At 57.4% G+C, this 18,958-nt stretch carries 15 protein-coding genes; 11 read left to right on the forward strand and 4 right to left on the reverse strand.

Annotated elements, in window-relative coordinates; translation table 11 throughout:
• Window positions 1-477 precede the first annotated feature (477 nt).
• The 4 genes from ACR809_RS06285 (at window position 478) to glnB (ending at window position 4,343) form a co-directional block, all read left to right on the forward strand.
• A complete protein-coding gene (locus ACR809_RS06285) occupies window positions 478-1,899 on the forward strand; it encodes a sensor histidine kinase (RefSeq protein ID WP_002914044.1) in 1,422 nt (473 codons plus the stop codon).
• A gap of 29 nt (window positions 1,900-1,928) precedes the next feature.
• The gene (gene qseG / locus ACR809_RS06290) at window positions 1,929-2,615 is read left to right on the forward strand and encodes a two-component system QseEF-associated lipoprotein QseG (RefSeq protein WP_162992524.1); all 687 of its coding nucleotides are present in this window, start codon (window positions 1,929-1,931) and stop codon (window positions 2,613-2,615) included.
• Window positions 2,602-3,939 (forward strand): two-component system response regulator GlrR, encoded by a 1,338-nt coding sequence (glrR, locus tag ACR809_RS06295; RefSeq protein WP_004149357.1) that lies wholly within the window; start codon window positions 2,602-2,604, stop codon window positions 3,937-3,939. The genes qseG and glrR overlap by 14 nt, the downstream gene beginning before the upstream one ends.
• Before the next feature lie 65 nt (window positions 3,940-4,004).
• Window positions 4,005-4,343, forward strand: coding sequence for a nitrogen regulatory protein P-II (gene glnB / locus ACR809_RS06300; protein ID WP_002914032.1), 339 nt, complete (start codon window positions 4,005-4,007; stop codon window positions 4,341-4,343).
• A gap of 74 nt (window positions 4,344-4,417) precedes the next feature.
• Here glnB and hmpA read toward each other — a convergent pair whose 3' ends face one another.
• Window positions 4,418-5,608, reverse strand: a complete 1,191-nt coding sequence (gene hmpA / locus ACR809_RS06305; RefSeq protein ID WP_032420358.1) for an NO-inducible flavohemoprotein — start codon at window positions 5,606-5,608, stop codon at window positions 4,418-4,420.
• Window positions 5,609-5,933: 325 nt separating this feature from the next.
• On the opposite strand from hmpA, the gene glyA reads away from it, so the two are divergent.
• Window positions 5,934-7,187: a serine hydroxymethyltransferase gene (glyA, locus tag ACR809_RS06310; protein ID WP_002914027.1), complete on the forward strand. Its 1,254-nt coding sequence runs from the start codon at window positions 5,934-5,936 to the stop codon at window positions 7,185-7,187.
• A 55-nt stretch (window positions 7,188-7,242) separates the two neighbouring features.
• Here the strand turns inward: glyA and ACR809_RS06315 are convergent, their stop codons facing one another.
• A complete protein-coding gene (locus tag ACR809_RS06315) occupies window positions 7,243-7,665 on the reverse strand; it encodes a DoxX family protein (protein ID WP_122051642.1) in 423 nt (140 codons plus the stop codon).
• A 73-nt stretch (window positions 7,666-7,738) separates the two neighbouring features.
• A complete protein-coding gene (locus ACR809_RS06320; RefSeq protein ID WP_070984955.1) occupies window positions 7,739-8,935 on the reverse strand; it encodes an ROK family transcriptional regulator in 1,197 nt (398 codons plus the stop codon).
• Between the two features lie 112 nt (window positions 8,936-9,047).
• Between ACR809_RS06320 and ACR809_RS06325 the strand changes: the two genes are divergently transcribed.
• The 4 genes from ACR809_RS06325 to ACR809_RS06340 all read left to right on the forward strand — a co-directional run bounded on the left by ACR809_RS06325 (window position 9,048) and on the right by ACR809_RS06340 (window position 15,881).
• Window positions 9,048-12,323 (forward strand): DUF5107 domain-containing protein, encoded by a 3,276-nt coding sequence (locus tag ACR809_RS06325; RefSeq protein WP_032433434.1) that lies wholly within the window; start codon window positions 9,048-9,050, stop codon window positions 12,321-12,323.
• A 69-nt stretch (window positions 12,324-12,392) separates the two neighbouring features.
• Complete coding sequence (locus ACR809_RS06330) at window positions 12,393-13,829, forward strand: sugar porter family MFS transporter (protein ID WP_002914018.1); 1,437 nt, start codon at window positions 12,393-12,395, stop codon at window positions 13,827-13,829.
• Entirely contained in the window at window positions 13,829-14,662 is an 834-nt protein-coding gene (locus tag ACR809_RS06335) for an aldose 1-epimerase (protein ID WP_004174827.1), read from the forward strand. Before ACR809_RS06330 ends, ACR809_RS06335 begins: the two co-directional genes overlap by 1 nt.
• Window positions 14,663-14,744: 82 nt before the next feature.
• Window positions 14,745-15,881 carry a 3-phenylpropionate MFS transporter gene (locus ACR809_RS06340; RefSeq protein ID WP_004149349.1) on the forward strand — a complete coding sequence of 379 codons (1,137 nt, stop codon included), beginning with the start codon at window positions 14,745-14,747 and terminating at the stop codon, window positions 15,879-15,881.
• On the opposite strand, the gene csiE is transcribed toward ACR809_RS06340, so the two are convergent.
• Window positions 15,878-17,155, reverse strand: a complete 1,278-nt coding sequence (csiE, locus tag ACR809_RS06345; protein WP_002914002.1) for a stationary phase inducible protein CsiE — start codon at window positions 17,153-17,155, stop codon at window positions 15,878-15,880. The two genes, ACR809_RS06340 and csiE, sit on opposite strands and share 4 nt — an antisense overlap.
• 124 nt (window positions 17,156-17,279) lie before the next feature.
• Here csiE and ACR809_RS06350 point away from each other — a divergent pair, with 124 nt between their 5' ends.
• Together ACR809_RS06350 and ACR809_RS06355 are read left to right on the forward strand one after the other, a co-directional pair.
• Window positions 17,280-17,918, forward strand: coding sequence for a DUF1007 family protein (locus tag ACR809_RS06350; RefSeq protein ID WP_004151988.1), 639 nt, complete (start codon window positions 17,280-17,282; stop codon window positions 17,916-17,918).
• Window positions 17,909-18,889, forward strand: coding sequence for a nickel/cobalt transporter (locus ACR809_RS06355; RefSeq protein WP_004185122.1), 981 nt, complete (start codon window positions 17,909-17,911; stop codon window positions 18,887-18,889). Before ACR809_RS06350 ends, ACR809_RS06355 begins: the two co-directional genes overlap by 10 nt.
• The last annotated feature ends 69 nt before the right edge of the window (window positions 18,890-18,958 follow it).

The following is an 18,958-nucleotide window of genomic DNA, read 5'->3' on the forward strand; positions in this document are numbered from 1 at the left end:
TGCAGTGTCGTCAATAGGCGACACTTAAGTCATTGATTTAAATGATGAGTAATCGGTAGCCTATTTGGTGTCGCTAAATAGCGACAATGCGGGTGAAAAATAAACAGTGGTGGTTCGACTGTTTCTGCGGTTAAAGTCATATATATCAGTATGTTAATAAAATGTTTTGAGAGCTGGCATAGTTCATGCATAATATTAACCAGTGGCTCATTCACCTTCTTATGTCAGCCCCTTCGGGACGCGCTACATAAACTTCGAATGACGCACAAACAGGTGCCTGCCGTCCAACTCCTGATAACAGCCTGGCTTTATCAGACATCGGGCGAAACGTCGAGTAAGGCACCGCCTCATTCCTGAACAAAGCCAGGCCTTGCGCCTGGCTTTGTTGTTTCTGCGGCGCAGCACTCAGCGGTAGCGCTTTTCTCCGGCGCGCTCCTCAGTTAGCATCGACCAGAGCTAATGATTGAGACAACATCCTTGAAGCGACTCTCTCTTTTCCCCCGTTCGCTGCGTCAGCTGGTGACGCTCTCTTTTGTGCTGATCCTGCTGCCATTGCTGGTGCTGGCCTGGCAGGCCTGGCAGAGCCTGAACGCCCTTAGCGCCCAGGCGGCGCATATTAACCGTACCACCCTGGTCGACGCCCGACGCAGCGAGGCGATGATCAATGCCGCACTGGAGATGGAGCGCAGCTATCGCCAGTACTGCGTGCTGGACGATCCGACGCTGGCGCGCGTCTATCAAAACCAGCGGCAGCGCTACAGCCAGATGCTGGACGCCCACGCCGGCGTGCTGCCGGACGAGAAGCTCTGGCAGGCGCTGCGTCAGGATGTCAGCGATCTGGCGCAGCTGCAGTGTAAAAATAGCGGACCCGATGCCCAGGCAGCCGCCAGACTGGAAGTTTTCGCCAGTAATAACAGCGATATGGTGCAGGCGACCCGGGCGGTCGTCTATTCTCGTGGCCAACAGCTGCAGCAGGAGATAGCCGAACGCGGCCAGTTTTTCGGCTGGCAGGCGCTGGTGCTGTTTCTGCTGAGCCTGGCGCTGGTGCTACTCTTCACCCGCATGATTATCGGCCCGGTGAAAGGCATCGAAAGAATGATCAATCAGCTGGGGGCAGGGAAGTCGCTGGACGACGCCGCATTGTTTACCGGCCCGCGCGAGCTGCGATCGGTGGGCAAGCGCATCATCTGGCTCAGCGAGCGCCTGGCGTGGCTGGAGTCGCAGCGGCATCAATTTCTTCGCCATCTGTCGCATGAGCTGAAAACCCCGTTGGCCAGTATGCGTGAAGGTACCGAGCTGTTGGCCGACCGGGTCGCGGGGCCCCTGACCCCTGAGCAGCAGGAGATTGTCGAGATCCTCGACAGCAGTAGCCGTAACCTGCAAAAGCTGATTGAACAGCTGCTGGACTATAACCGAAAACAGGCCGACGGCCCGGTGGCTCGCGAAGCGGTGGACCTGGTGGACCTGGTGGAAAACGTCGTGGCGGCGCACAGCCTGCCCGCGCGGGCTAAACTGATGCATACCGAACTGACGCTGCAGGCGCGGCGTTGCCTGGCAGAGCCTGCGCTATTGATAAGCGTAATGGATAATCTCTACTCCAATGCGGTGCACTATGGCGCTGAATCCGGTAACATCCGTATCCATAGCTACCGGCACGGAGAGCAGGTGCGTATTGATGTCGCCAACAGCGGCGAACCGATCCCGGCCGCGGAAAAAAACATGATATTCGAGCCTTTTTACCAGGGGAGTCACCAGCGTAAAGGGGCCGTTAAGGGCAGTGGACTGGGGTTGAGTATCGCCCGCGACTGCGTCCGGCAGATGCAAGGGGAGCTCAGCTTAGTTGATGCGCCCGCCGGGCAGGTCTGTTTTCGCATTACGCTTCCCTCAGCGCCGGAATAATCCAACTTATGAATCGATATCGGGGAACTATGTCCCAATTCCTGGCCTGGCGCCGTTCCCTCAGTGGATGGCTGCTTTCAGGCATTGCTTGTCTGACGCTGGCGGGGTGTTCCGCCGGCTTTTCACCGCATACCGCGGAAGGTACCGCCGCCCCCGGGCAGGCGCAGCATCAGGTGGCCGATTTTGTCGTGGTAGACTGCGCGGATATCTGGGCGCACAGCAGCGATGCCAGCGACAAAAATCCCCTCTACTGGCTGCGGGGCATTGACTGTGCCGATCGCCTCGCGCCGGCGCAGGCGCGGGCGGAGGCGAAACGCCATACCGACGACAGCTGGCAGGACGCGTTCCGTCGCGGCATCCTGCTTGCTGATGCTAAAATTACCCCTGAGGAGCGCCGCGACCTGGTGGCGCGTCTCGATACCTTCAGCCCGCAAATCGCCGTTCAGGTCCGCCCGCTGTATCAGCTCTGGCGCGACGGCCAGATCCGTCAGCTGCAGCTGGTGGAAGAGCGTGCCCGTTACGCGAAGCTTCAGCAGTCCAGCGATAGCGAACTGGAGACACTGCGTCAGCAGGAGCTGGCGCTGCGCGAGCAGCTGGAGCTGACCACCCGCAAGCTGGAGAACCTGACGGATATCGAACGCCAGCTCTCCAGCCGCAAGCCGGGCGGCAATTTCGGCAGCGAAAAAGTGCCGGAGGTGATCCATGACGATCCGTAAACCGGCGCGTTTACTGCTGGTGGATGACGATCCGGGACTGTTGAAGCTACTGGGCATGCGCCTGGTCAGCGAAGGCTACAGCGTGGTCACCGCCGAGAGCGGGCCGGAAGCGCTGCGCGTGCTGGGGCGTGAGAAAGTGGATCTGGTGATTAGCGATCTGCGGATGGATGAAATGGACGGCCTGCAGCTGTTTAGCGAGATCCAGAAGGGCCACCCCGGCATGCCGGTGATCATTCTCACCGCTCACGGTTCGATTCCCGACGCCGTGGCGGCTACCCAGCAGGGGGTGTTCAGCTTCCTGACCAAGCCGGTCGATAAAGATGCCTTATATAAAGCCATTGATGAGGCGCTGGAGCAGCGCTCGCCGGCCACCGACGAAGCCTGGCGCCAGGCGATTGTAACCCGCAGCCCGCTGATGCTGCGCCTGCTTGAGCAGGCCGGGATGGTGGCGCAATCGGATGTCAGCGTACTGATTAATGGCCAGAGCGGGACCGGGAAGGAGATCGTCGCCCAGGCGATCCACAACGCCAGCCCGCGTCATGATAAGCCGTTCGTGGCGATCAACTGCGGCGCGCTGCCGGAACAGCTGCTCGAATCCGAACTGTTTGGCCATGCGCGGGGCGCTTTTACCGGCGCGGTCAGTAACCGTGAAGGATTATTCCAGGCCGCTGAGGGTGGTACGCTGTTTCTCGACGAGATCGGTGATATGCCGGTTGCGTTGCAGGTGAAGCTGCTGCGCGTCCTGCAGGAGCGCAAGGTGCGCCCGCTGGGCAGCAACCGCGATATCGAAATCAACGTGCGGATTATCTCCGCCACCCACCGCGACCTGCCGAAGGCGATGGCCCGCGGCGAGTTTCGTGAAGACCTGTTCTACCGCCTCAACGTAGTGAACCTGAAAATACCGCCGCTCTCCGAACGCACGGAAGATATTCCGCTGTTGGCCAACCATCTGCTGCGTCAGTCCGCCGATCGCCATAAGCCGTTCGTGCGGGCATTTTCCAGCGATGCAATGAAGCGGCTGATGGCTGCCAAATGGCCGGGCAACGTGCGCCAGCTGGTGAATGTGATCGAGCAGTGCGTGGCCCTGACTTCGTCGCCAGTGATCGGCGACGCGCTGGTTGAGCAAGCGCTGGAGGGCGAGAACACGGCGCTGCCGACCTTCGTGGAGGCGCGCAATCAGTTTGAGCTGAACTACCTGCGCAAGCTGCTGCAAATTACCAAGGGCAACGTCACTCACGCCGCGCGGATGGCAGGGCGCAACCGCACCGAATTCTATAAGCTGCTGTCGCGCCATGAGCTCGACGCCAACGACTTTAAAGAGTAGCTCCGCACTATAGCGCAAGTTATGATACGGTAAGCAACCGGTTACGCGATTAAGACAGGAACCCCATGAAAAAGATTGATGCGATTATTAAACCTTTCAAACTGGATGACGTGCGTGAAGCGCTGGCCGAAGTCGGCATCACCGGGATGACGGTAACGGAAGTGAAAGGCTTTGGCCGCCAGAAAGGGCACACCGAACTGTACCGTGGTGCCGAGTATATGGTCGATTTTCTGCCGAAAGTAAAAATTGAAATTGTGGTGACCGACGATATCGTCGATACCTGTGTGGATACCATCATCCGTACCGCACAGACCGGTAAAATCGGCGACGGTAAAATCTTTGTCTTCGACGTGGCGCGGGTCATTCGTATTCGTACCGGCGAAGAAGACGACGCGGCGATTTAACGCTCGCCGCTCGCTGCAGTATTGCCGGGTGGCGCTGTGCTTACCCGGCCTACAGATCCCCGCATCGTCGGGGCTTACAGCACCTTATGCGGGCCGAAGCATTCGTAATGAATGTTGTCTTTGTTGATCCCTAATTCGACCAGCTGCTTCGCTGCAAACTGCATAAACGCTACCGGGCCGCAGAGATAATACTGCATCTGCGGGTCGCGAATATTGTCCGCCACTGCTGCTAAATCCATCAAACCTTCGCTATCAAAACGTCCAGCCTGACGGTCGGCCTCAGTCGGGGTGCGATACCAGACGTGAGAGGTAAACGCCGGCAGCGCCGCGCCGAGCGCCTTCACTTCATCGGCAAAGGCGTGAACGTCGCCATTTTCCGCCGCATGGAACCAGTTCACCTGACCCTGATGACCGCTCTTCGCCAGCGCATCCAGCATCGCCAGCATCGGCGTTTGCCCGACGCCGCCAGAGAGCAGAGTGACCGGCGTCTGTGACTTAACGTTAAGGAAGAAATCTCCCGCCGGGGCGGCCAGATAGACCACATCGCCTTCGCTGGCATGGTTATGCAGCCAGCTGGAAACCTGACCGCCTTCCTCGCGTTTAACCGCAATGCGGTAGCCTTTGCCGTCCGCTTTGCGGGTCAGGGAGTACTGGCGGATTTCCTGATATTCGAAGCCTTCCGGTTTCAGCCAGATGGCCAGGTACTGGCCAGGCTGGTAATCGGCGACCGGCTGGCCATCAACCGGTTCGAGCTCAAAGCTGGTGATAAGCTGGCTGCGCGGGGTTTTCTTCACGATGCGGAACGCGCGGGTCCCTTCCCAGCCGCCGGTTTTACTGGCGTTTTGCTGATAGATCTCGGCTTCACGGCCGATAAAGACGTTCGCCAGCACGCCGTAGGCTTTACCCCAGGCATCGAGCACTTCCTGGCCCGGGCTGAACATTTCATCGAGGGTCGCCAGCAGATGGCTGCCAACAATATTGTACTGCTCCGGTTTGATCTGGAAGCTGGTGTGTTTCTGGGCGATCTTTTCCACCGCCGGCAGCAGGGCAGGCAGGTTATCGATATTGCTGGCGTAGGCGGCAATAGCGTTGAATAACGCTTCACGCTGATCGCCGTTGCGCTGGTTGCTCATGTTGAAGATCTCTTTGAGCTCCGGATTATGCGCGAACATACGATCGTAGAAATGGGCGGTTAATTTCGGGCCGGTCTCTACCAGCAGGGGAATGGTGGCTTTTACCGTGGCGATGGTTTGAGCGTCAAGCATAGCGTGCTTCCTTATGTATTATCTTAATGATGTATTTTAAATGCATCTTAAAGAAATAACCCTGAGTTGTAAATGGTTCTTTAACACATTCCCCCGATCCAGTTACAACATGAAGAATTTGCATCACAAACCTGAAAAGAAATCCGTTGATACTGAGAGAGGCGTTATTGCTCAAAGCCTTGTGTCATGCGGAGCCAATCGTTTGCGTAAAATCCTTTGTCAAGACCTGTTATCACAGAATGATTCGGTTATACTGTGGGCCGTTGTCCAATCGGACCGCCTTTTTAGGCCGAAATTTTATTGTTAGCTGAGTCAGGAGATGCGGATGTTAAAGCGTGAAATGAACATTGCCGATTATGATGCCGAACTGTGGCAGGCTATGGAGCAGGAAAAAGTACGTCAGGAAGAGCACATCGAACTGATCGCCTCCGAAAACTACACCAGTCCGCGCGTTATGCAGGCGCAGGGCTCTCAGCTGACCAACAAATATGCTGAAGGGTATCCGGGCAAGCGTTACTACGGCGGCTGTGAATACGTCGACGTGGTTGAACAGCTGGCAATCGACCGCGCGAAAGAACTGTTCGGCGCTGACTATGCTAACGTCCAGCCGCACTCCGGCTCCCAGGCTAACTTTGCCGTCTACACCGCGCTGCTGCAGCCGGGCGACACCGTGCTGGGGATGAACCTGGCGCAGGGCGGCCACCTGACTCACGGCTCCCCGGTTAACTTCTCCGGCAAACTGTACAACATCATCCCTTACGGTATCGATGAGTCCGGTAAAATTGACTACGACGACATGGCGAAGCAGGCTCAGGAACACAAACCGAAGATGATCATCGGTGGTTTCTCCGCTTACTCCGGTATCGTTGACTGGGCGAAAATGCGTGAAATCGCTGACAGCATCGGCGCTTACCTGTTCGTCGATATGGCGCACGTGGCAGGCCTGATTGCCGCTGGCGTGTACCCGAACCCGGTTCCGCATGCTCACGTTGTGACCACCACCACCCACAAAACCCTGGCGGGTCCGCGCGGCGGCCTGATTCTGGCGAAAGGCGGTAGCGAAGAGCTGTACAAAAAACTGAACTCTGCCGTGTTCCCAAGCGCGCAGGGCGGCCCGCTGATGCACGTTATCGCGGCGAAAGCGGTGGCGCTGAAAGAAGCGATGGAGCCAGAGTTTAAAGTTTACCAGCAGCAGGTTGCGAAAAACGCTAAAGCGATGGTGGAAGTGTTCCTGAACCGCGGCTACAAAGTGGTGTCTGGCGGTACTGAGAACCACCTGTTCCTGCTGGATCTGGTGGATAAAAACCTGACCGGTAAAGAAGCTGACGCCGCTCTGGGCCGCGCCAACATCACCGTCAACAAAAACAGCGTGCCGAACGATCCGAAGAGCCCGTTCGTGACCTCCGGTATCCGTATCGGTTCTCCGGCTGTGACTCGCCGCGGCTTTAAAGAAGCGGAAGTCAAAGAGCTGGCTGGCTGGATGTGTGACGTGCTGGACAATATCAATGACGACGCGGTCATTGAGCGCGTGAAAGGTAAAGTGCTGGATATCTGCGCCCGCTTCCCGGTATATGCGTAAGCGTTAGCGTTGACATCAAAAAGGCCGCGTATGCGGCCTTTTTTGCGTCTGGAGATTAGCGGCGGTCGAGGGAGATCGCCCCGGGGCCGGTTATTGCCAGCAGCAGGAAAGCGCCGGCGATGCTGACGTTTTTCCAGAAGTTAATCATGTTCGGCAATACCGCATCGCCAGTCATATCCCAGTAGTGATGGCCAATCACCGCCGTGCCCAGGGTGTAGAAAATAAAGATGACCGCCAGCGGGCGGGTGAAAAAGCCGAGCACAATCAGAATCGCGGCAGGCACTTCCATAATGACGGCGATAATCGCCGCCAGGGTCGGCATCGGCGCGCCGCAGGCGGCCATGTACTGCACCGTACCGTCAAAGCCCAGCAGTTTGGGGTAGCCAAAAAGAATAAACAGAATCACCACGGCGATGCGGGCGATAAGCAGCAACAGAGAGCGGGAAGCGCCAAAATCAAAATAGCGGAGTGTGTTCATAATCAGCTCGTTATGAGAGACGTGTGATTTAAACGTAATACACAAATTTGCGCTCCGCCACGTTCGTTTATGACTAAACCAGCGTCTGCAATTGCTCCTCAACGTACAGATAACCTATCCCCATCAGCTGCTGGGCGCGTGTCAGCTGGCCAAAGCCTATTTGGGTGGCGTGCGCTCGCGGCGTATCCCGGTGGTCAAAGGGGTTGAAACCCGTTTGTTTAACGATACTTTCCAGCCACTGCTCACCGAAGGCGCAGCTGCGCCCGTAAAGCCAGATTTGATTAATATTTAATATATTCAGGAAATTATAGAGGCTTAAGCCAATCGCGTTGGCAGCGTTATCAACCCATGCGCGAATTTGCACATCTCCCTCTTTCCAGGCCTCAATGAGCGACGCCGTGGTTAACTGCTCGGGGGCGAGCGTTGCTTTAGGCTGCGTTTTGAGCCACATTCGGGCCTGTTTTTTCAGCGCGCTGAGAGAGGCGACGGTTTCGAGGCAACCGTATCTTCCGCAGTCGCAGGCGTTGCCGTCAGGATTGACAATCGTATGCCCTATCTGCCCGCTGCCGTACAGACTGCCGCGATAAATATGATCGTTAATCACAAATGACGAGCCGATACCGTAGTCGACGTTGATCACGCAAAAATCCTGCTGTGTACCCTGATGCTGCCACTTCTCCGCCAGCGCTAGCATCACGCAGTCGTTATCTACCCGAACCTGCACGCCAAGCCGCTCCTCAAGCAGATACTTTATTTCGATCGGTGTTTTCCAGCGTGCCTGGGGCATGGTTTGTGAAACGCCGGTAATCGGATCAACCTGTCCATGCACGCCAAGGGCGAGATTGATGCTGTGCTGCGGGTAGCGGCGGTGGATATGCCGCCAGCATTCAACAATGGCCTCAAGCAGGGCCTGAGGAGTGGGCGCGTTGACCGGCAAATGCTGATGGCCATCCACTGCCAGCAGGCGGGCGTCGGCAAGCTGATATTCAATGCTGGTCGGGGTGATATTCATGCACAGTGTCCAGGCGCCGTGCTCGGGGATCTGGTAGCTGCCGCTGTTCACGCCCCGTTTGCTCAAGTGTTCCGTTGAGTGACCGATCAATCCCTCGCTAAGCAGCTCGGCCAGAATATTGCTCACCGCCGGAATGGAGAGACCGGTGAGTTGAGAGAGCTGTGATTTACTGAGCTGCTTTTCCCGCCACAGATGGGAAAGAAAAATCGACTTATTGGCCTGCCGGACCCGGGCGTTATTAAAGCCAGTACGCTGCATACACTTAACTCCCTTAACTATATTGCGTGAGCATTGCGCATTTTAACAGCGAATTGGCGATATAGACTCCTGTTATTGCAATTTTTACTTCGTTTTGTTTAGTGGAGGCATCATGTACGGTTCGGTTAAGGTCTGGCAGGAAATCATTTCATTACCAACGTGGACGACGGGCGCGGAAGATCCGAACCCTATGTTTCTGGAAAAACGTGTTTATCAAGGATCTTCCGGCAGCGTCTATCCCTACGGCGTGATTGATACCCTGACCGGCGAACGTGAAATGCGCGATTATCAGGCAGTGTGGATGGAGAATGATTTCCTTCGGGTCATGCTGCTACCGGAGCTTGGCGGCCGTATTCACCGGGCATATGATAAAGTCAAACAACGTGATTTCGTCTATTACAATGAGGTGGTTAAGCCAGCCCTGGTAGGGCTGCTCGGGCCCTGGATCTCCGGCGGAATCGAATTTAACTGGCCGCAACATCACCGGCCGACGACCTTTAAGCCGGTCGATTTTTCTATTCAGCAGGGAGAAAACGGCGCGCAGACCGTATGGATGGGGGAAGCGGAGCCCATGCGCGGTTTGCAGGTTATGGCCGGGTTTACGCTCTATCCTGACCGCGCGCTGATTGAAATCACTGGCAAGATCTTCAATGGTAACGCCACGCCGCGCCATTTCCTGTGGTGGGCCAACCCTGCAGTAAAAGGCGGCGATGCCCACCAGAGTGTATTCCCACCCGATGTCACCGCTGTATTCGACCATGGTAAGCGTGATGTTTCCGCTTTCCCGATTGCCACCGGTACCTACTACAAAGTGGACTATTCTGCGGGGGTTGATATCTCCCGTTATAAAAACGTCCCGGTACCCACTTCGTATATGGCGGAGAAGTCGGATTACGATTTTGTCGGCGCTTATCATCATGACGAGCGAGGCGGGTTACTGCATGTTGCCGATCACCATGTCTCTCCTGGTAAGAAACAGTGGAGCTGGGGGTACGGGGATTTTGGCCAGGCCTGGGATCGAAATCTGACCGATGAAAATGGCCCTTATATTGAGCTGATGACCGGCGTCTTCACCGATAACCAGCCTGACTTTACGTGGCTTGCGCCTTATGAAGAGAAGGTGTTTGTGCAAAATTTCCTTCCCTATAGCGAGTTAGGGATGGTGCAAAATGCTAATACACAGCTGGCACTGAAGCTGGTTCGCGAGTCTGGGCAACTGCAGCTTGGCGTATATGCCATTGCTCCGCTAAATCATATCGTGGTTGAACTCAGCGCTGACCATCAGCCATTGTACGAAACTCAGCTGACGCTGAAGCCCGGTGAGAGCTGGCAGCAGACGCTGCCGGAAAATGGCGTCGGGCGCTTAACCCTCAAAGTGAAAACCGCCGAGAACCAGCCGCTGCTGGATTATCAGGAACATATAACCCAACAGACGCCGCTGCCCGAACCAGCTATAGCGCCCGCGTTACCGGAAGCGATCCACAATGGCGACGAGCTCTATTTTATCGGCCAGCACCTTGAACAATACAACCACGCAAGCCGCTACGCCGGGGATTACTATCGTCGGGCGGTTGAGCTCGATCCGCAGGATTATCGCAATAATGTTGCCCTCGGTACCCTGGCGTTCAACAGTGCCGACTGGGCGCTGGCGGAACAGTGTGCCCGTGCTGCGCTACAGCGCGCGCATCGTTTGAATAAGAACCCGCGAGATGGCGAAGCCAGTATGCTGCTTGCCAGCGTGCTGGAAAGGATGGGGGATGATGCAGGCGCCTGGGATCACTATTACAAAGCCTCCTGGAGCGGTAACTGCCGTGACGCCGCCTGGTGGTCGCTGGCGCGGCTGGCGATGAAGCGCGGTGATGTTGCCGATGCGCTGGAAAAAGTAAACACCAGTCTGCGGTTCAACGCCAGCAATCCTCTGGCGATGGGGTTGAAAGCGCTGGCATTAGCCAACAGTGGGCAGAAGAAAGCAGCGCTGGAGTTTATTTTCGCCTCTCTTGAGCAATACCCATTGAGCTATCCGCTGCACTGCGCGCGCTGGATGATTGAGCGGAGCGACGACGCGCGAGAAACCCTGCTGCGCATCACGGGGCGCAGAGGGGTCAACGCCAGCCTGCTGGCGGGCTGGCTGCTCTCTATCGGACAGACGTCGGCGGTGAAAGAGGTTCTTGCGGTTCTGGACAGTCAGGAAGCGCTGCCGATGCTCTGGCGTGCGTCGCTAAGTGATGATGCCAATGAACGCCAACAGTTTATTGCCGCCGCCGAGCACTGCCATGCGCACAATGTTCGTTTCCCTAACTCGCTCGATGAAGTTCAGATGCTCCAGTCGCTGGGCGACAGCGCTTTTGCCCGCTATCTACTCGGTTGCTTCTGGTACAGCAAACGTCGCTATGACGAGGCGGTGAGCTGCTGGCGCGAGACGCTCGAAAAATCTCCCGATTATGCGCCCGCTCATCGTCTGCTGGGCGTTTACTCCTGGAATAAACAGCAGGATGCAACGCAGGCGCTGGCTTATCTGCAGCGCGCCGTAGCGCTGGAGCCGGACAATGCGCGCTTCCTGTTTGAACTCGATTTTTTGCAAAAATTACTGGCCAGGCCGGTACATGAGCGACTGACGACGCTGGTGGAACGTAAAGCCGTGGTGCTGAAGCGGGACGACCTGACCGCTGAGCTGCTAAGCCTGTGGAACGCGTCCGGTCATTATGCCGATGCCGCCGCGATTCTGGATACGCGCGTATTCCATCCCTGGGAAGGAGGAGAAGGGAAAATCACCGGCCAGTATTTGCTCAATCAGCTCCATCGGGCATTACAGTTCATCGAGCGTGGGGCGTTTAAACAGGCCACGGACTGTCTGAAAGCCGCATTACGCTATCCCGACAATCTGGGGGAGGGGCGACTGCCTGGGCAAACGGATAACGATATCTGGTATTTGCTGGGCTACTGCGCAGAACAGGCTGGGGATGCGCAGCAGGCGGCGGAATATTACCAGCTTGCCCGGCAAGGGGGCTCAACGCTGGACGCCGGGCGGTACTACAACGATCAACCCGCCGATTACCTTTTCTGGCAGGGCATTGCGCTGCGTAAGAGCGGTAACCCAGCGCAGGCCGAGCAGCACTTCCGCCATTTTATCGACTGGGCCGCGCAGCATCGGGATGACGTTCCGCAAGTCGATTTTTTTGCCGTCTCTCTTCCGGACCTGGTGGTTCTCGATGTATCAGCGCAGCAGAGACATCAGCAGCACTGCTTGTTTATTGAAGCGCTGGGCCATCTGGGGCTGGGCAACGTATCCGCCTGCCAGCAGAGGATGCAGCAGCTTCTGCAAATAAATCCGGCTCATGATAAGGCGCATCTGATTCGCCATGCCCTGCAAAGCGGCATTTTTTCCTGAACCTCAATGGGCGGGCTCGGCCCGCCTGAACCCTACTGTTCCCTGCGTTTCCCTTATAGAGGAATCATTATGAACAACGCGCAGACACATCTGAAAATGGGCTACGTCTGGACGATTTGTCTGGTCGCCGCCTGCGGTGGTTTACTGTTTGGCTATGACTGGGTGGTGATTGGCGGCGCTAAGCCATTTTATGAAGCCTGGTTTTCAATTACGGACCCGGCGCAGTCCGGCTGGGCGATGAGCTCAGCGCTATTGGGCTGTATTTTCGGCGCATTAATTTCGGGATGGTGCGCAGACAAACTGGGGCGCAAGCTGCCATTAATTCTTTCCGCCGTGCTGTTCAGCGCGTCGGCCTGGGGGACGGCGGTCGCCAGTCATTTCGATATGTTTGTGGTTTACCGCATTGTGGGCGGCGTAGGGATTGGTCTGGCTTCCGCTCTCAGCCCGCTTTACATTGCCGAAGTCAGCCCGGCAGAGAAAAGAGGACGTTTTGTCGCGGTCAATCAGCTCACCATCGTGATTGGCGTGCTGGCCGCTCAGTTAATCAATCTGATGATTGCTGAACCGGTGGAGCCGGGGGCGACGCAGCAGATGATTGTGGACAGCTGGAATGGGCAGATGGGCTGGCGCTGGATGTTCGGTGCGGAACTGGTGCCGGCACTGGCGTTTCTGGTCCTGATGTTTTTTGTCCCCGAGTCGCCGCGCTGGCTCATGAAGGCCGGTAAACCGGAGCGCGCCCGGGCTGCGCTGGAACGCATTGGTTCTGCCGACTATGCCGACAGGATCCTGCGTGAAATCGCGCATACCCTGGAAAAGGATAACAATAAAGTCTCCTACGGCGCGCTGTTGGCTCCCCAGGTGAAACCGATTGTGATCATTGGCATGGTGCTCGCCATATTCCAGCAGTGGTGTGGGATTAACGTCATCTTTAACTACGCGCAGGAGATTTTTGCCTCGGCGGGGTTCGATATTAACAGCACGCTGAAATCGATCGTCGCGACGGGCGTCGTTAATCTGGTCTTTACCATTGCGGCGCTGCCGCTGGTGGATAAAATCGGTCGCCGTAAATTAATGCTGCTTGGCGCTTCGGGATTGACGCTGATCTATGTGCTGATCGCCGGCGCTTACGCCATGGGCATTATGGGGTGGCCGGTACTGTTGCTGGTGCTGGCGGCGATTGCTATTTATGCGTTGACCCTGGCGCCGGTGACCTGGGTGCTGCTGGCGGAGATTTTTCCCAACCGCGTACGTGGACTCGCGATGTCTTTAGGTACCCTGGCGCTGTGGATCGCCTGTTTCCTGTTAACCTATACTTTCCCGCTGCTTAATGCCGGTCTGGGCGCGGCAGGAAGCTTCCTGCTGTATGGTGTTATTTGCGCTGCCGGCTACCTCTATATCCTGCGCAACGTCCCGGAAACGAAAGGTATCACCCTCGAAGCGCTGGAAGAGCAGCTGGCGCAGCGTCATACGGGCGTGAATGCGGCGAAGCAGGAGCAGATGCGCTAATGGCGGAAGAGTGGATTCTGGAGAACGCGCATCTGCGGATGTGCGTCTCTTCTCTGGGCGGCAAAGTGCAAAGTTTATTCTCGCGGCAATATCAAGCGCCGGTGCTATATGAAAATCCCGCCGGCGGCATGTTTCCGATGCTGCCATTGGCCAATCGCGTCGCCGGCAACCGTTTTATTTTTCATGGGCAGGAGATTATCCTGCCTCGCCACCATGCCGACGAGTATTTCTTTCTTCACGGTGACGGCTGGTTACAGCGCTGGGATATCATTGAGTACGGCGCCGAGTATTGTGTATTACAGCTGCGTCGGCAGCATGCCTGCGGTTTCGATTATCTGGCGCAGCTCCGCTACCAGTTGCTGCGTAACCAGCTGATAGCGGAGCTAACGCTTACCCACTATGGGGAGGTCCCTGCGCTTTACGGCTGCGGCTTTCATCCCTTTTTCCCTTTCGATGAACGCAGCAAGGTTCAGTTCCAGGTCAGCGGTTACTGGCCGGAAGGGGAGAATCACTTACCTCTCAACTGGCAAGGAAACTTGCCCGACTATGCCAATTTCAGCGTGGCTCAGTTCGGTGAAGATCGTTGGCTGAACGTGGGTTATTCCGGCTGGGGCGGGCGGGCGAGGGTAAGCAATGACGTGATGAGTATCACAATTCTATCGCAAACTCCGTGGTTGATGCTGTTCAGAATGCAAGGTGAATCATTCCTTTGCCTCGAGCCGCAAAGCCATCCGGTAAACGCCCACAACATGGACGGGCAGCCGGGGCTGCGAGTTTTAGGCGCGGGAGAGAAGCTGAATTTTTCGCTGAAAATCATCATCGAGGGGGCATAAATAACGAGCTATCGGCAGACAAGAGCATCTTGCGCCCGCCGGGGTTTATCGCCAGACTATCGCCACCATTCGGGAGGAAATCATGGTCTTGCACTCCACGCGCTGGCTGGCGCTCAGTTATTTCACCTACTTTTTTAGCTACGGTATTTTTCTGCCCTTCTGGAGCGTCTGGCTGGCTGGAAACGGGCTGACTCCGGAAACCATCGGCATTTTACTTGGCGCCGGTCTGGTGGCCCGTTTTCTCGGCAGTCTGCTGATTGCCCCGCGGGTGAGCGATCCCTCCCGGCTGATCGCCGCGCTGCGCGTGCTGGCGCTGTTAACCTTGCTCTTCGCGCTGGCCTTCTGGGCCGGCAGCCACGTAGCATGGCTGCTGGCGATCATCATCGGCTTCAACCTGTTCTTTTCGCCGCTGGTGCCGCTGACGGATGCTCTGGCCAATACCTGGCAAAAGCAGATCACCATGGACTATGGCCGGGTGCGGCTGTGGGGCTCTATTGCCTTTGTGATTGGTTCGGCGCTGACCGGCAAGCTGGTGAGCCTGTTCGATTACCGGGCGATCCTGCTGATGCTAAGCCTGGGGGTCGCCTCGATGCTGCTCGGCATGCTGCTTAAGCCGTCGGTGATGCCCCAGGGGGAGTCGCGCCAGCAGCAGGGGGCCGGAATGGCGGCCTGGCTGACGCTGGTGCGCCAAAGCTGGCGCTTTCTCGCCTGCGTTTGTCTGCTGCAGGGAGCGCATGCCGCCTACTATGGCTTTAGCGCCATCTACTGGCAGCAGGCCGGCTATTCCGCCTCGGCGGTCGGTTATCTGTGGTCGTTAGGCGTGGTGGCGGAAGTGGTGATCTTCGCGTTGAGTAAAAAGGTGTTCCGCCGCTTCAGCGCCCGCGACCTGCTGTTGCTCTCCGCCGTCTGCGGGCTGATTCGCTGGGGACTGATGGGCTGGACCACGGCGCTGCCGGGACTCATCCTTGCGCAGATCCTTCACTGTGGCACCTTCACGGTGTGTCATCTGGCGGCGATGCGGTATATCGCCGCCCGTCAGGGTAGCGAAGTGATCCGTCTGCAGGCCGTCTACTCCGCGGTGGCGATGGGCGGCAGTATTGCCATCATGACCGTCTTCGCCGGTTTCCTCTATCAGCACCTGCACCAGGGCGTATTCTGGGTGATGGCCCTGCTGACGCTCCCGGCGATGGCTATACGGCCAAAAGCGGTGGCGGCCTAGTCCTCGAGCATGGCGCAGATATGCTGCTGCTGGCGTTCAGTGAAGTAGTTCTCCGCGTGGATCAGCGGCGGCGAAAACAGCGGCAGCGCCGTCGCATAGGGGGTGACGATAAGCGTCACCCCTTTGGGCGCACCTTCCTTCTGAAAGCGCTCTACGCTCTGGTATTTGATATTCAGCGGCAGCAGCGTTAGTTCGCGCAGCTGTTGTTCCAGGGCCTCTTCAATTGCTGGGTTGTCATCGGTTAGCAACAGCACCTGTTTCTCGTGCAGGTCGCTTTTCTGCATCAGCCAGGCGCCAAAGATCACCGCGATTAAACCGGTCTCTTCCTCATTAAAACGGATGTGCCAGGCCTCCTCGAATTCGCTCAATGCCGCCTGGGTGGTACGCAGTAAGCGAGGGTAGAGCCGGGTCACTTCCTCTGTGAGCGTGCTGTCGATGCCGATAGCAAACACGCTGCGGATCAACGCCTGCGACAAATGAATATAGAGTTGATCGCTGAGCCCCTGCTCATCACTGAACGCTCTGCCAGCGAGGATCTGGAAGCGGTGGATCAGGCCGGAGATAGCCAGCCGCAGGCGGCGATCGTGCGGGTGACCGTCGCGGACCGGGTCGGGGGTTTTGAGCAACATAAACAGCAGCGAGAGGAAAAAAGGTTCTCCGACATGGGGCGGAGCGCCGACCCGACGCTGCCAGTGGCGGACAATCTCCTGCGCCAGGGTGAACTCGGCGGCGGTTTGAGCCCAGCGTTGCTGTTCCTCATTGAAGTCCGGAGAGTATCCCCGGTGATGTTCGAGCAGACAGTACTGCAGGTACAAGCGCAGAAACTGCACGTCGCGGCAGTCAAACTGGCGATTGAGCGCCCGCGCGCAGCGGTTCACCAGCGCCTGCAGATTGGTATCATCGTATAAGGTGCGGGCAATGCCTTCCTGTTTAAGCTGCGTTTTCAGCGCCGGGGTAAAATGATGATTAACGAACTGTGGGCAGAGGCGCAGCCCCCGCCGCAGCGCATGCAGCAGACATAAACGTTGGTCGAGCGCGGCGCCTTCAATCCGATAGCTGCCGTCCACCTGTGACTGGAGGGTCAAACGGTGGTAACGCTGAATTTCGCGTCCGGTCTCCTCAATATCCTGCCGGGCCGTGGTCTCATCAACGAGGTTGATCCTGCCAAGCCGTTCAGTCGTCACCGACTGTCCGGGCAGATAAAACATCAGGAGCACCTGGCTACGGCGCTGTGGACTGGAAAGCGCAGATGGTGGTTCAATGACGGTCATCATCTGGTAAGTTCCAGTTAGGGTTTCCGCTAAGGATAGACAATGACCGCGGCGTGGGCAGGGAAGAGCGTCCGCTTTTACTCAGGATTGCTGGCGAAGTTCACAGAATTTTTCACGTGAGGAACAGATGAACAGAGTGAAACAATGCACAAGCGCGGCGTTTTTCATGGTTTTATCATGGTCGGCCGCTGCGCATCCGCATAGCTTCATCAGCCTGCAAAGCGAGCCGGTGGTCAAGGACGGTCTGCTGAGCGCCTTTAAAATGCGCTGGACGATGGATGAAATTACCTCATCGGATCTGCTCTATGATGCCGGAAACGCCAAACCGGGCAGCGAAGTCTGGAAAAAGCTGGCGGCGGAGGTGATGGCCAACGTGCTCGGTCAGCACTATTTCAGCGAGCTGTGGCATAACGGTCAGCGGGTTAAATTTGACAATCGTCCCGACGGTTACGGCCTCGAACGTGACGGACTGCAGGCGGTACTCACCTTTACTCTGCCGCTGGCGACGCCGCAACCCATTGCCGGGCAGACGTTTACCTTTTCCACCTTCGACCCGACCTACTACGTCGATATGTTTTATGACAAGGATAGCGATTTTTCCCTGCCCGCAGGGCTGCGGGCCGCCTGTAAGGCAACGGTGATGACGCCAAAACCGAACGACAAAATGCTCTCATACGCCCAGTCGCTGGATAAAGCGGATGCGCCGCCGGAGGATATGGCGCTGGGCAGCTATTTTGCCCAGAAGGTGACCCTGACATGTCAGTAATTTTTACTCCGCGCGCGCGATCTTCGCGCTGGAAAGCGCTGTGGCCGCTGGCGCTGTTGCTGGCTGTGAGCATCATCGGCGGCATTTGGCTGTGGCGGGCGTGGCCGCAGGTGCTGATGCAGAGCGCAGTCTGGCAGCGTTCGCTCAATCTGGAACTCAGCCGGCTGCTGCAGGCGGTGGCGGAGAACCCGGCGGCGGCAGGGCTGTCGCTGCTGGGGTTTAGCTTCGTTTACGGGGTGCTCCATGCCTTAGGGCCCGGACACGGTAAAATTGTCATTACGACCTGGCTTGCCACCCATCCCGCGAAGCTGAAATCAAGCATTGGCCTGACGCTGGCCGCCTCTTTATTACAGGGGCTGGTGGCCATCGCGCTGGTGGTCGTGGTGCTGGCGCTGCTGCAGCTGCCGGCGCGCCAGCTGCACCTCAGCAGTTTCTGGCTGGAGAAGGGGAGCTATTTGCTGGTGGGTGCGTTAGGGCTGCTGCTGTGCTGGCGGGCGTTAAAAAAGCTGCGTCTGCTGCTGCGCCGGCCAACGTTTACCGCTTTTACCCCGCATCATGTTCATAACGAACACTGCGGCTGCGGGCATCAGCATCTCCCGGCCCCGGAGCAGCTGCAGGCCGGCGACGACTGGCGGGCTCGCGCCGCGATTGTCCTGTCGATGGGCATGCGTCCCTGCTCGGGGGCGATCATGGTTCTGCTGTTCAGCAAGGTAATCGGCGTTTTTGGCTGGGGGATGGCGGCGGCGCTGGCGATGGCGGCGGGAACCTCGTTGACTATCACGGCGCTGGCGCTGTTGGTGCATGGGTTCCGCCAACTGGCGATCCGCCTCAGTCGCCATCAGGCGCCAGCGTTATGGAAGCAGGTTAGTTGGGCGACGCTGGCGCTGGCCGGCGGCGTCATATTGCTGGCGGCGGCAGGGGTGATGTGGCTCAGCGCCGTCCCTGCCGGCGGTGGGATCCGTCCGTTTTAGACAGACGCCGGGCGCAAATCCTAAAGTGGGCGCCAGCGCTTGCCGCTGGCGAAGCGATGCTCTAGTTTT

This window comes from Klebsiella sp. CD33 (assembly GCF_051992865.1).
Classification (GTDB): Bacteria; Pseudomonadota; Gammaproteobacteria; order Enterobacterales; family Enterobacteriaceae; genus Klebsiella; species Klebsiella pneumoniae.

Bases quoted from the DNA above. Each gene is read 5' to 3' on its own strand.
- qseG (WP_162992524.1), top strand. From the start codon at position 1,929: ATGTCCCAATTCCTGGCCTGGCGCCGTTCCCTCAGTGGATGGCTGCTT.
- glrR (WP_004149357.1), top strand. From the start codon at position 2,602: ATGACGATCCGTAAACCGGCGCGTTTACTGCTGGTGGATGACGATCCG.
- glnB (WP_002914032.1), top strand. From the start codon at position 4,005: ATGAAAAAGATTGATGCGATTATTAAACCTTTCAAACTGGATGACGTG.
- hmpA (WP_032420358.1), bottom strand. From the start codon at position 5,608: ATGCTTGACGCTCAAACCATCGCCACGGTAAAAGCCACCATTCCCCTG.
- glyA (WP_002914027.1), top strand. From the start codon at position 5,934: ATGTTAAAGCGTGAAATGAACATTGCCGATTATGATGCCGAACTGTGG.
- ACR809_RS06315 (WP_122051642.1), bottom strand. From the start codon at position 7,665: ATGAACACACTCCGCTATTTTGATTTTGGCGCTTCCCGCTCTCTGTTG.
- ACR809_RS06320 (WP_070984955.1), bottom strand. From the start codon at position 8,935: ATGCAGCGTACTGGCTTTAATAACGCCCGGGTCCGGCAGGCCAATAAG.
- ACR809_RS06325 (WP_032433434.1), top strand. From the start codon at position 9,048: ATGTACGGTTCGGTTAAGGTCTGGCAGGAAATCATTTCATTACCAACG.
- ACR809_RS06330 (WP_002914018.1), top strand. From the start codon at position 12,393: ATGAACAACGCGCAGACACATCTGAAAATGGGCTACGTCTGGACGATT.
- ACR809_RS06335 (WP_004174827.1), top strand. From the start codon at position 13,829: ATGGCGGAAGAGTGGATTCTGGAGAACGCGCATCTGCGGATGTGCGTC.
- ACR809_RS06340 (WP_004149349.1), top strand. From the start codon at position 14,745: ATGGTCTTGCACTCCACGCGCTGGCTGGCGCTCAGTTATTTCACCTAC.
- csiE (WP_002914002.1), bottom strand. From the start codon at position 17,155: ATGATGACCGTCATTGAACCACCATCTGCGCTTTCCAGTCCACAGCGC.
- ACR809_RS06350 (WP_004151988.1), top strand. From the start codon at position 17,280: ATGAACAGAGTGAAACAATGCACAAGCGCGGCGTTTTTCATGGTTTTA.
- ACR809_RS06355 (WP_004185122.1), top strand. From the start codon at position 17,909: ATGTCAGTAATTTTTACTCCGCGCGCGCGATCTTCGCGCTGGAAAGCG.